Origin of the sequence: Arthrobacter sunyaminii, assembly GCF_018866305.1 — a bacterium.
Lineage (GTDB): Bacteria > Actinomycetota > Actinomycetes > Actinomycetales > Micrococcaceae > Arthrobacter_B > Arthrobacter_B sunyaminii.
Map to the genome: position 1 here is coordinate 732,405 of NZ_CP076456.1, position 12,385 is coordinate 744,789.

The 12,385-nt window shown below is 65.4% G+C and carries 8 protein-coding genes; 1 reads left to right on the forward strand and 7 read right to left on the reverse strand.

The window, feature by feature from the left end:
- Positions 1-4: 4 nt before the first annotated feature.
- Positions 5-1,498 carry an ADP-ribosylglycohydrolase family protein gene (locus tag KG104_RS03300; RefSeq protein ID WP_207347248.1) on the reverse strand — a complete coding sequence of 498 codons (1,494 nt, stop codon included), beginning with the start codon at positions 1,496-1,498 and terminating at the stop codon, positions 5-7.
- Positions 1,495-2,439, reverse strand: coding sequence for an ARPP-1 family domain-containing protein (locus tag KG104_RS03305; protein ID WP_207347249.1), 945 nt, complete (start codon positions 2,437-2,439; stop codon positions 1,495-1,497). Before KG104_RS03305 ends, KG104_RS03300 begins: the two co-directional genes overlap by 4 nt.
- 91 nt (positions 2,440-2,530) lie before the next feature.
- Here KG104_RS03305 and KG104_RS03310 point away from each other — a divergent pair, with 91 nt between their 5' ends.
- Positions 2,531-3,193, forward strand: a complete 663-nt coding sequence (locus KG104_RS03310; RefSeq protein ID WP_207347250.1) for an NUDIX hydrolase — start codon at positions 2,531-2,533, stop codon at positions 3,191-3,193.
- 389 nt (positions 3,194-3,582) lie between these two features.
- On the opposite strand, the gene KG104_RS03315 is transcribed toward KG104_RS03310, so the two are convergent.
- From KG104_RS03315 to KG104_RS03335, 5 genes are all read right to left on the reverse strand, one after another.
- Positions 3,583-4,224, reverse strand: coding sequence for a hypothetical protein (locus KG104_RS03315; RefSeq protein ID WP_207347251.1), 642 nt, complete (start codon positions 4,222-4,224; stop codon positions 3,583-3,585).
- A 69-nt stretch (positions 4,225-4,293) separates the two neighbouring features.
- The gene (locus KG104_RS03320) at positions 4,294-4,800 is read right to left on the reverse strand and encodes a hypothetical protein (RefSeq protein ID WP_237686972.1); all 507 of its coding nucleotides are present in this window, start codon (positions 4,798-4,800) and stop codon (positions 4,294-4,296) included.
- Positions 4,793-8,110 carry a UvrD-helicase domain-containing protein gene (locus tag KG104_RS03325; RefSeq protein WP_207347252.1) on the reverse strand — a complete coding sequence of 1,106 codons (3,318 nt, stop codon included), beginning with the start codon at positions 8,108-8,110 and terminating at the stop codon, positions 4,793-4,795. Before KG104_RS03325 ends, KG104_RS03320 begins: the two co-directional genes overlap by 8 nt.
- Positions 8,107-10,962, reverse strand: a complete 2,856-nt coding sequence (locus KG104_RS03330; protein WP_207347253.1) for a PD-(D/E)XK nuclease family protein — start codon at positions 10,960-10,962, stop codon at positions 8,107-8,109. Before KG104_RS03330 ends, KG104_RS03325 begins: the two co-directional genes overlap by 4 nt.
- A gap of 101 nt (positions 10,963-11,063) precedes the next feature.
- A complete protein-coding gene (locus tag KG104_RS03335) occupies positions 11,064-12,335 on the reverse strand; it encodes a sigma factor-like helix-turn-helix DNA-binding protein (protein ID WP_207347254.1) in 1,272 nt (423 codons plus the stop codon).
- Positions 12,336-12,385 lie beyond the last annotated feature (50 nt).

The window sequence follows — 12,385 nt, forward strand, 5'->3', positions numbered from 1 at the left end:
CCTTTCAGTTGCCGGGTTCTGTTGCCTGAGCAACGGCCACGGCCAGGACCTCTCGGAAGGCGGGGTTCGGATGAGCGTTGGGCAGGACCCGGCGCACATGCTCCAGAGATTCCAACGGAGTCACTCCGGCGGCACGCGCACCGTAGAGTGCTGCAACGGTCGGGGTTCGGGATTCGGCCCGGACACAGTGCAGCAACACGGTTTTGCCTTCAGTTCGGAAGCGTTCGACGGCGGCGGCAGCCTCCTGCAGGACATAGCCGGCGTAGGCGTTGGAGTCCGGGGAGGCGGAATCCACCAGCCAGAACGTCGACTGGTTCTCCGGCGCGATGCCGGTAACGTCATCCGTTCCCAACCGGCACAGACTGACCACTGCATCAATACCCATCTCCGCCGTCCTGCCGAGCGCACCTACCCCGCCAAGCCAGACGCCGTCGTCGTCGGGATGCTGAACCAGGACGTCGGTTCTGGACCACGAGCTGTAATCAAAATGCGGGGTACGAGGCCACGTGTCCGCCCGGTGCCCGTTGCCGGCGGCGAGTTCGACGCCGAGGGTCATCAGGTCACGCGTCCGCAGGCCCGGCCAGCCGTGCAGGTTCCGGCGCCATTCGAAGGGCACGGCGGAGAAACCATAGGCGGCTCCCACCAGTGACCCGGCGATGGCGGCCACCGTATCGGTGTCGTTGCCGCCGCGGACGGCTTCTTCCAGTGCGGCCCGCAGATGGGCGGGACCGTTGCATCCGGCGCGCGTGCTGGTGATGGCGCTCCACGCACCCTGCAGCGCTTGCACCACCCAGCCGTTCTGAGTGAAGTCCCGCGGACGGGATGATTCGGCCGTCTCGATCCGCTCCAGCCACAGGCCTGCGCGGTCCTCCGCCAGCAGGGGCAGCCCCGCGCGGATATTCAATCGCCCGGTGAGAACAGCCTCTCGGATGGCGACGCACCACAGCCCGCAGGCTTCCTGTGCGTCGGCTTCCACATGGGTAAGCGCGCTGAGCACCCCGGCCTGTGCCATGAGTTCCGCCGGTTCCCGGTCCAGGTAGGCCAGGGCCAGAGGAGCGGTGCGCATCAGCGATCCGTTGCCGCCGCTGCGGCCGGTGCGTTCGTGGAAGGCTTCTGCGGTGCGGGCAAAGTCGTCAGCGGTGACCTCGGACCGGTGGTCCGCTGCCGCGGTCCGGCGGGCGGCGTCGATGACGTTCCGGGTCTGCGAGCCTACGTCCTTGGCTTCGGCGGCCCACGCGCTCCAGGCCCGGGCGACGGCGTCCAGCGCGGCGGGGGCGGGGCCGGCGTCGAGGAGTGCTTCCGCGATGGGGATGGCCATGGAGGTGTCATCGGTCCATTCGGCCGGCTCGAACCCGAACGGTCCGCCGCCTTTCATGGTGACCTCGGCGCCGTCGGGCAGGGGAGCGTCGAATTCGTAGCCGGCGCCGAGTGCGTCTCCGGCGGCGAAGGCCACGAGGACGCCGGCGGCGCGGTCATTCTGTAGGGAGTTCAGGTTCATGAGGTCTCCATCAGGAAGTGGTTGGTGTTCCAGTAGCTCACATGGACAATCTCGGGAGCCCGGTCGGGGAGCACGACGGCGATGCCCGAGGCGCGCACGGGGCCGCGGGTTCCGTTGATGTGCCGGCTGCGCATGGTGTCGTGGCGTCGGACATCGCCGCTGCCGTAGAACTCGCCGAAGTCCATGGGGCCGGCGATAGCAGCCAGGTCCCGGGCTGCCTGCCCCGGCATCGGTGCGGCGTTCCGCGCAGAAGCGGGCAGCAGCTCGGCGTCCAGGAGTACGGCTTCGATCAGCTGGCGATAGTGCCGGCGGAACAGGGTGGCGGTGCCGAAGACTTCCAGCAACAGCGGCTGCCCGGCAACTCCGATCATCACACCGCGCTGACCCTCGAGGGGTTTCGGAATAGGCGGAACGGACTGAGGCCGGGTGTCCCCGCCGAAGCGGTCCAGATGCTCCGGGAGGGAGGTGGTGGCAGAGGGTCCGCGGGCGGCATCAAAGCGCCGGACCCGTTCCCAAATCTGTGCCTGGCTGTCGCGTCCCGGTGCTGCGCCGGCATAAGCCAGCTCGGCGCGGACAGCCACGGGTGCCCGCCGTGCCAGGCGGCGGTGGATGCTCTGGCCCGCCTCCCAGCGTCCGGCCTCAACGCAAAAGGTCTCAATGTCCATGGACTCACCGGGGCCGACGAGCACGTCGCGGGCACAGGTGCGGTGCTGCTGGCCACCCTCCAGCAGCTCGCCTTCGAGCAGCAGGGCATTGGTCTTTCCTTTATTCAGGATGGTCAGATTGCCCACCCTGGCGCCGGACGTCAGTTCTGAAACTGCGATGTCGGCGTTTAGGCCAGTGCTGATGCCTAGCCGTCCGGCACCGGCCGTCCAGACGGGAAAGGTGGTGAGTGGGCCGGCGGCGGTGCCGGCACCTACGTGGAGCTGTGGAATCTTCATGGTGAACCCCTTCCTTTAGCGCATATCTGCGCTAAGTGATTCCAGTATGCACCGGTTGCATCTTTTGCGCAAGATTGAGATAAATAGGGGTATGAGTGAGTCCAGCAAACCCTTGCCCCTCCTGGAATATCCCCGGCCGTCTGTCGCCGTGGACACCGCAGCGTTGACGGTTGATGCCGGCCAGCTCAAAGTCCTGCTCGTACGCCGGCGGGAGGAACACCGCACGGGGGAGTGGGCGCTGCCCGGCACCTTCCTGCGGGAGCGCGAAACCTTGGCGGCCGCCGTCCTGCGTTCCCTCCGGGACAAAGCCGGAATCGAGGGGCGGGTCCCGCAGCAGCTCCACGTCTTCGACGATCCGGACCGGGACGACCGGGGGTGGACGCTCTCAGTGGCGCATGTGGACGCGGTTCCGTACGTGGAATTGGAGAAGCCGCTGCAGTCTGACTACGTCCGGCTGGCCTCGGTTACGGCGGATGCGGAGTTGATAGCCGGGCTGCCCTACGGGCACGCGGAGATGGTGCTTCTGGCTGCTAACCGGCTGCGGCAGGACTACGTGCAGACTCCCGACCCGGCGGGCCTGCTGCCCAAGCCCTTCACCCTGAAGGAGCTTCGGGACTTACACGAGGCGGTCGCCGGACGGCCTCTGATGCGCGACACCTTCCGGCGGCTTATGGAACCGCAACTTGTCGGTACCGGGCAGATGTCCGACGGTACGCGCGGCCGGCCGTCGCGGTTGTGGAGGCGCGGACATTAGGGACGCTGATTCGAGCAGGAGTCCATTGGGGCTGCTCGGTTTGCCGGTAGAACTTTGTCACCATTCGTGACTGCAGTCGGGCGAGGCACAGCGCCACGAGCACACGAATTTGCCTGGGGGAATGACGCATCCCTCGTAGTATGTCTTGGGCCAGGGATCGCCAAGCGCGGGGTCAGGCATACCATAGACAACTGGCCATGCCTCGTGGCCACAGACCGGACAGGGGCGGGTTCGTTTTCCGGTTTCTGGGTCCAACCCTGGTGGTACAACGTCCGGCGGATGCGGGTCAGGGAAAAGTTCATTCCAGACAGGGTCCATGATGGGGTCCTTGGAAAACAGGCATGAATTATTGTGGGGCCATTTCCATAGTAAATCGGTGCTGAGACACCTTATAAGGGTGGGACCCGCAGATCACGCTCGTGTGCCCAGATGGCGTGGTCCAGTTCCGTTGGTGTTGCCTCAAGCTCGGCGGCAGCTTCAAACAATAAGGCCTTGGCTTCGGTTGCCGTCACATCGCGGCCGAGAGCCCGGCCTGCGAAGCGGACAATCCATCGGTCCGCCTTGATACCCGGCTTACCGAGCAACATGCCGAAGTACTCCCATGTCACCCAGCCGAGTCCATGCACAGCGGTGTACGCCTTCTTTTGTTCCGCGTTATGAGGATCCAGATCGGCTGCAGACTTCACTCCTACCGCCAGCAGATTCTTCGCGGCCTCCACGATTGCCGATGCCTTGGTGCGCCCGCTGACCTTCTGATCGTTCAGCACAGTTTGCAGCTGTTCAGGGTCCTGGTTCGACAGCCGCGCGAGGTCATTAGGCCGGTCCGAGTCCACCTCTGCTCGGTAGCGGGCGACTGCACCCCGAACACCGTTGGTCTCGGAACCGTACTTCGCGCTGATGCTCAGGACCGCATCAATGAGAGCGGCCTCGATCTGATCGGGCCAGCCGCCGGGCCACGGCGTCCACGAATCGCGGGGGAGCTCAGCGGTGATGAAATCAACCAATTGTCGGACGTCAGTTTGAGAAGTCATTATCTTCCTTCTGGAAGTTTGTTGATGTGGAACAGGCGAATCGTGCGCAGTTGAATGGTGCGCGGGGTGCTACCGACGCAGGTTGGCGAAGGGCAGCTGCCCATAAAACTGAAAGAACTCTTCAAACAGCGCATCTTCGACTTCCTTCGTTGGCCGGTCGGTCACGGGAAGCCACGCGATCCGCAGATCCGAAGAATCGGAGAGCTGCCAGATATACCGCCCGCCCCAGTGCCCAACGGCCTGACCGCTGCCGAACCGGGAAAACTCCGTGATCCGCTTCCGCAGGCCGCGGGTGCCCCGAGCACCGGCGTCTGCCTTGCCGATGTAGAGGGTTTCGGAATGACATCCCAGAAGGGACTTCAGCTTTTCAGGATCGGCGGAGGGATCTTTGCCCTTGAACCAGCCGCCTACGCTGGCAGTCAAGACCTCATGGTTGCTGTAGAAATCCCGCAAAACGGCATAAACGCCCGGCTCGCGGGGAACCTGGGACAGGTCAAGGTCATCGAACCGCTTGAAACCCCCGAAGCCCCGGTCCCTAAGATCGGCTTCACTGAACGGAACCACATGATCAGCCACGGGTCCTCCTCAGCACCTCGGCGCCGCCGGCGCGGCAGAAAATCAGCACCAGTTCGCCGACATGTTCGCCGGTAATGCGCTCCATCATCCGGGCGTAGGTGCCCAGTTGCCGCCAGTATGCCGCCAGTTGCTCAGTACCAACGCTGACGTCGGTTTTGAAATCGGCGATGACCAGGCTTCCGTCATCTTCGCGGTACATCAGATCGATGATGCCCTCCACCGTGCGGTCCTGCTCGGGAACCATGATCGGCAGTTCCAGCCAGCGCTCCCGGCCCGCGGCACGGCGGACGGGAGCCGACTCGAGAGCGGAGCGGGCATACGCCTCCAGATCTGAGACAACGTGCAGCCCCGCAGCAGCAGCGACGCCGGCGGCCAACTCCGGCAGCGACGGTGCCAGCTCCAGATCCGTCAGCTCCAGAAGCCGGTGCAGGGCAGTGCCGAATACCGCTCCGTGTTCCACGGGAATGCCGGCAAACCCCGGGAGCGCCTCCTCCGCGTCCGTTACCGCGTGGAAGGCCACCGACGTTCCGTATTCCGTGGCCACACCGGTTCCCGCAGTCGCGGAAGTTCCCTTTGCAAGGGCCGTGACGGAAGTTCGGGATGACAGGGCAGACTGCTTGATCCAGCTAGACGCCTGCACTTCCCACGCCGCAAACTCAGGGACCGGAGCCGGGGCAACCCGCTCTTTAGACAGGGGAACGAGCTCGTCCGGGATCTCCAGGTCCGGAGCCAGCTCGACGTCGTCGTTCACTGACGCGAGCAATCCGCTCAAACTCTTGTCGGAGCTGTTGTAATGCGAGACCACCAGATGGCTTTCTGCGCGGGTGCAGGCGACATACAACAGCCGGCGGCGCTCCGCTTCGGTGAATTCCTTTTCAGCGGCGGCGGCCTCGGAATAGCCGCGGCTTTCAATGCCCTTCACAAAATGCACCAGCGCATTGCCGCTGCCGTCCCACAGCGCGGGATCCGTGGAAGTCCGGGGTGCGGACCCTGCTCCAGCCAGGATCACCATCGGAAATTCAAGTCCCTTGGACGCGTGGATGGTCATAATACGAACAGCTTGCATGTCGGTTTCCGGCACCATGGACTCTTTGACCTTGGCATTCTCGTCCTGCTGGGAAGCGGCCCAAGACAGGTAATCGCGCAACCCGCCGTGGGTGGCTTCGGACCATGCCCGCGCCTGGTCAACGACGAACCGGACCCGGCGCCAGACATCCCGGTAGCGCGGGGTGTCCGTTGCGGCTTCCAGAATCCGTCGGTCCGCGGCGATGCGTTCCAGCAGCTCCGCCGGCGAAAGCACCGCGAGTTCGCGATGCACGACGGCAAGATATGCCAGTGCGGCGCCCACTGCCGACGTCTCCTGCCCCTCCGGGACCGGTGCATACAGGTTCCAAGATCCGCCGGCCTGTTTCCAGCGGAAGAGGTCATCGTCGCCGCAGACGAAGAGGGCAGAGCGCAGTGTGAGCACCAGCGCCGCCTGGTCGGCGGTGTTGGCCAGTGTCCGCAGCGTCAGCAGCAGGTCAGTGACCTCCTGCGTGGCATAAACCAGTGATGACGCCTCGGCCCGGTACTCGACGCCAGCGGCGTCCAGCGCGTCCTCGATGAAGGGCAGCGCAGTACGCGTGGGCAGCAGGATGCAGATGTCCTTGAGCTCCACATTCCGGTGCAGGAAGTCCGCTGCCTTGCCGCCCTGATGCTGCCAGGCCGGCTGGCCGGCGCTGCCTGTGGCAACACGGATGGCGGCCGCGACGTCGTCTGCTTCCTGTCGGTTGCGGTCCGCTGCAGTAACCTTTCCGTTTTCGCCGGGGACGGCACCGTTGCGCCCGATGACGGCGACAGCGGGACCCGCCTCGTTTCCGATCCACTCGGGGCGGCGGGGAGCCGGAACCAGAGCGGCATAGGGCGGTTGGACAGTGCCGTTAGCTTGGATGAGCGCAGCAAATACTGAGTTGATCCACTCCAGCAGTCCGGTCGTGGAGCGGAAGTTTGTCTGCAGAGTCGCGATCTCGGACCCGGGATCGGCGACTGCACGTCCGCGGGCGGCCAGGAACGTGGCGATGTCCGCGCGCCGGAACCGGTAGATGGACTGCTTGGGATCTCCCACCATAAACAGCCGCCCGGCTGGAACCGGCAGGTCCTCCCAACCCTCCGGCCCGCAGCCGGCCCCGGCGGCCAGCCGCACAGCGATCTCGGCCTGGACAGGGTCGGTGTCCTGGAATTCGTCGAGCATGAGGTGGGTGTAGCGCTGCTGCAGGTGAAGCCGGGCGGGAGCCTCGTCGTCGGTTTCCCCGACCAACAGGTCGCGGGCGTGGACGAGCAAATCGTGGTATTCCAGTTCACCGCTGCGCTGCCGCGTCCGGGCGGAATCCAGCAGGACCGTGGACAGGATGGCACTGACGGTCTCGACGGCGGGGGAGACCAAATGCACCAGGGTCTGGTCACGCTCTTCGACCAGCGCCACAAACTGCTGCTGGACGCTTTTTACATCACCGCCCCAGTTGCCCTGTTTCCCAATGGAGTAACCCTTGGAAGGCAGGCTGCTCAGCACATCGATGATGCGGCCAAGATCACCGGACCCGCGCACTTCCTGCAGCCGGGTCCGCCACTCTTCCACGACCGGAAAACGAGCCATGAGCTTGTCCTCGGGGTCCGTGCAGAGGGACTTGTTTTCCAGGACCAGTTCGGCAGCGCGCAACAGCGGACCGACCTCCAGCGTCGGCACAGTCTTGCTCACCGGCGGGTGGTCCCGAAGCCGGTCCCAGTTGGCATCCAGTGCCTTGGCCACATTGCGCAGCTGGTCGAGCGTGACGCCGACGGCGAGCAGCACCCGCAGCGCGCTGTCGGCATCCGGATCGGTAAACAATGCCTGCTGGGCCTGTTCCCAGCGCCGTTCAAAAGCGAGCTGGGCACGGAGCTCATCCACCACCGTGATCAGCGGAGGAACGCCGGCTTCAATCGGATATTCGCTGATCAGCCGGGCAGCGAAGGAGTGGATGGTGCCGATGGGGGCTGCATCCAAGCGGTCGAGGGCAGTGCTCCGCAGCGCTGTCCGGTTGGCGTCCAGCCCGGCACGGTCCTCGAGTGTTTTACGGAGCCGTTCGCGGAGCTCTCCGGCAGCCTTCTCGGTGAAGGTGATGGCGGCAATGCTGCCAATGTCGACGCCGCTGTCCACCAGGGCGGCGATCCGGCCGACCATGGCGTGGGTCTTGCCGCTGCCGGCTCCGGCCTCCACGAACACCGTGGTGTCCAGTTCGGCAGCGATCAGGGTGCGGTCGTCCTGGTCTGCCAGGGCAGTGCCGATGGTGCTCATTTCTCCTCCTGGAAGAACCGTGAGTAATCGCTGAGGGCCGGGTCGGTTTTGAGCCGTTCCCAGGTGTGCCGCACGCCGGGGGCACCCATCATCGTGGTGTGGTTGGCATAGCGGTCCGACTCCGGGCGGGGCGGAAAGATGCCGGCGCGGAGCGCAGCCATGATCAGCCCGACGTCGTCGCGCAGGGTGGCAACGACGTCGGGACCCACCGTGTAGCCCACGCTGGCGTAGTTGCCGGCAGCGGTGAGGAAGCGGTACTCGGCTCGGACCTCCGCGGCGGGGTCCTGCTGGAACCGGCGGGCGAAGAGCCCGTAGACAGGCAGCTGGAAGCGGGTGCCTCCGGCGGTGGGATTCTCCGCGGTCAGTTTCTTGTACTTCTCGGACTTGCCGGTTTTGTAATCGATGACCAGAACCTGGCCGGTGCTGTGCCGGTCCACCCGGTCCACCTTGCCGCGGAACCGGACGGTGGAGCCGTCAGGCAGATCAAGTTCCACGGGAGGCTCACTGGTGGCGCCGCCGAATTCGGCTTCCACATCGACGTGCTGCCAGCCGGTCCCGCGGGCGTGGTCGTCGATCTCGTGCGTCTTCTGGAGGTCAGCCCGGATTCGGGATTGGTCGCGGTCCCAGGTGTGGCTCAGCCATGCAGGGTTGGCGGTGTCCCGAAACGCATCCTCAGCGATCTCCAACAGCCGCTCCGCAGACACCGGGTGGGCGCCCTCCGTCAGGCCCCGCACATAGTCCTCCAGCACCTGATGCATCAGGTTTCCCCGCTGCATGTTGCTGATCTGGACTTCCAAGGTGACGTCGTCGAACAGCTCCGCCCGGAGGATCCGGCGCAGGAAGTAGGCGAGCGGGCTGATGACCCAGTCCTCCAGATGGGTGGGGGAGATGGGGTTGTCCGCGTCAACAACCGATTCGGCCACGCCGGAGAGGTTGCCGTTGTAACGGGAGAACGTTCCGTTGCGGCGATCGGCCCGGACTTCCAGGGCGGATTCCAAAACAGGGTCTGGTGCTGTGCCTCCGGCGAGGACCCGGCGCACCCGCCATTCCTGAGCGGTGGCTGCCTGCTGGGTGGGTGCACCCTGCGTCAGCCCGTGGGCAAAGGACGGCAAAGGCTGAATGGCGGCGCCGTCCAGCCAGCGGGAGGGAGAGAGGCTTCCGCCGGCGCGCAGGTTTCCGCGGGGGTACAGGATGGTGCGTTCGACGCCGGTGGCGAGCAGGCGTTGAAACTGTTCCTTCCGGGCGGCGGCGCGTTCATGGACGGTCGGCAGCCGGGCGTCGAGCATGGGACCGGCGCTGTCGGGCAGCAGCGGGTTTTCCCGGATGCGTGCCGGGGCCAGTCCGTCGGCCGCGCCGGCAATGAAGATGACATCGAGATCCCGGCCCACGCCGTCGTCGTAGGAGCCCAGAACTATGCCGGTTCCGCTGGTGCCGGTCCCGAAAGGGCGCGAGTCGATGCCCTGCCGGACCGCGGAGCGGACCGAGGCTGCTGTAGGGGCCGGGGCGATGCCGTGCAGCAGTTCTAGTTCTCCGATCACTTCGGAAAGGTACTTGCGCGCCTTGGCCTGCTCCGGACGTTCGGTGGCGGAGCGCGGAGCGAAAAACCCGGAGACAAAACCGGTCAGGGCTTCGGACACTTCGCTCCAGCCACCGGCAGAAAAGACTTCCCTCAGGCTTTCCCCAAGTGCGGCCACGAACTCGGTGAAGCGGGCATAGTCCAGCTGCCGTTTCTGCTCGTGTTCGGGCAGCTCAGCGGTTTCGAGCTCGCCGGAGTCCTCCGCATCGGCCGGGGGATGGGCGTGCAGGCGCTCGCAGGCGGCACTGCTGGGCAGGGTTCCGCCCTGCCAGTTCAGGCTGCCCTGCGACAAGACGTCCAAAATAACCCGGAGATCGGGTGCTGTCGGATCCAGGCTCAGCAGGCTTGCGAGTCCGCGGGCGAGGGCGGCATCAGCCAGACCGTGTGCGCCGGTGCCGACAAACTCGATGCCGGCTTCGGCCAGGCGCTGCGCCAGCAGGGCACGGTAGGGTTCCGCGGCCGAATAGAACACGCCGATGCGGTGGCCGGGAACGCCGGAGGCCAGCCGATCAATGACCAAGCGGACGACGGCGCGGGCTTCGTCGTCAGCGTCGGAGGCACTAAGGATCGTCTCACCGGGGGAGAAAGGCGCCGCGGCCGTGAGGAGGCTGATTCCGGAGTGTTGTTCCAGCGCGCGGCGGAAAGCGGCGGCGGACGGGTCCTGCTCCGGGGCGAGCTGGAAGCCAATGACGCTGCCCAACCGCTTGACGGCCTGCGGCGTGCCCAGGACGGCAGTGGCTGCGGCATAGAGTTCGTGGCCGGTATACCAGCGGGCGGTCAGAGCGGCTGCGGCAGCCCGGTGGACGCGGGCAACCTCCCGGACCAGCCGCGGCAGGCGCTCGAGGTCCTCGGGGCAGGCCGCATCCAGCGACGAGGAGGTGTTGGCGATGGCGCGGGCGGTGGCCGGCTGGTCTGCGACCGCGGCGAACAGCCCCGGTGCCTGGGCCAGCGCGGCGGTGATGGCACCTTCGCGGACCATGGCCGGCAGGGGAGCGCGGCCGGAGAGCTGTCCGGCTGCAGCGGCGAGTTCCTCGGCAAGGTCGGGAAGCGTGACGGTGCGGACGGCGGCGCTGCCGCGCCCGTCGTTGCCGACCCGTCCCAGGAAATGCGCGATGTCCAGGGCTGAGGCGTGGGACGGCGCGATCACGGTGACGGGCTGCAGCGGTCCGTCCTGCTGGGCCGCGTCGACGGCGGCGGCCAGCGCGTGGAACGCGTCCGGCGCGCTGGCGAAACTCCGGGTGGGCGAACCCAGAACCGGATCAGTAGCTGTACTCAACAAACTCCCCCTTGTTATTAAGTGCCTTCAACCTAGCAGTCGGTGCTGACGATGCTGGACCGGCTGACGTGCGGGTATATCCTTCCGTGGAAGCCGGTTGCTCAAAACTCCCAGCCGCAGTCCGGCGCCATGCAGTGCCAGTCGGGCATGTCCTCAGTCACCACGCAGCCCGCAGGCCAGATCTTGGCATCCTCGGCGGGTTCAGGTTGAAGTCCCCGGACTATCGGCCACGCTTCGTGGGTGCAGATTTCGCAGCGGACAGTGCCTTCGCCAGGACTTGCAGGCGCGCCGACAATCGGTTCAGCAGCCGTCTGCTCCTTATCGGCAATGAGTTCCTTCGATGAAAGTTCGGAGACCGCCTCCTGACCAGCGGCTCGGAGCGCTGCCGACCAACTACCGAAGTAATTGCGCAAACTCGAGGACGACGGGTACTCGTGCCCCGCAAGATTCATGTCGGCTGACCAATCCGCATACCTTTGATGGCTGGGGTGCGAGCCCTGAGTATGCATTTCCGCCACGAAGTCCCGGATGGCCTTTTCATAGAGCCTGTCGGTGAACTTCACCAGCCCCGGCGGGCGTCCCTTTTTCGCCGCCGCCATCCCCACAGACTCCAGCGCACTATTCCAATAGGTGTAGCGGCCCATCAGCGTCTGGCGAGTCGGTGGCCAAGGAGTTGACCCGCGGCGGGACTCCCAGCCCAACGCCGGCACGAGCTCGTCACGCAGATCGTCATAACGTGAACCGGTGATTGTGGTTTCGGGGTGCTCAGCGATGTGGCGTTTCGCGGCACCGATAATTCCGAGAATGGTGGCAATATCTTCCGCGGTGGCTGTTCCCTGCTCCAGGACGCCCGCCAGCTCGGCCATAAGATCGAAGTCCAGGTGAGCTGCGGCGAACTGCGGGTCCGGGGCCAGCCGGAGCTCGGAACCCGCCAGAAAATAAAGGCCGGCTTCAAGCACGGCTTTAGAAAAGGTCTCATGAGACCGCTTATCAAAGCTGATATCCGACTCGCGCAGCGTTGCTTCCGCCAACTCCGGATCGAGTTCCGGGTAGATCAGCCCCAGCCTGGCGATCGTTTCGGCACGGGTGGCACCGTTGGCAGCGGCAGCCCGAGCAATGTCTCCGTATGCGGCCATGAACTCTTCTGCCATCGCTTTGGCCTCAGACTGCCGCATTTCCAGGCGCTTCTGCCGGGATTCAGCCGCAAGGTTGCCGCCAACCTTGCTCACAATCTGACGGACCCGTTCCCGGGTGACGCCGTAATCCTGCCCGATGGCATCCAGGGTTTCGCCATGAATATAGCGGGAGACCATAAGTGCATTACGTTCTTCCGGTGTCAGCTTGGGAACCGCGGCGGAAGCTGTCTGGGTCATTTCTTCTCCTCATAGGTGTTCAAAGACCGGGCAAAAGAGCTGGGCTGCCT

Coding starts and splice junctions, on each gene's coding strand:
- KG104_RS03300 (WP_207347248.1), bottom strand. CDS start 1,498: ATGAACCTGAACTCCCTACAGAATGACCGCGCCGCCGGCGTCCTCGTG.
- KG104_RS03305 (WP_207347249.1), bottom strand. CDS start 2,439: ATGAAGATTCCACAGCTCCACGTAGGTGCCGGCACCGCCGCCGGCCCA.
- KG104_RS03310 (WP_207347250.1), top strand. CDS start 2,531: ATGAGTGAGTCCAGCAAACCCTTGCCCCTCCTGGAATATCCCCGGCCG.
- KG104_RS03315 (WP_207347251.1), bottom strand. CDS start 4,224: ATGACTTCTCAAACTGACGTCCGACAATTGGTTGATTTCATCACCGCT.
- KG104_RS03325 (WP_207347252.1), bottom strand. CDS start 8,110: ATGAGCACCATCGGCACTGCCCTGGCAGACCAGGACGACCGCACCCTG.
- KG104_RS03335 (WP_207347254.1), bottom strand. CDS start 12,335: ATGACCCAGACAGCTTCCGCCGCGGTTCCCAAGCTGACACCGGAAGAA.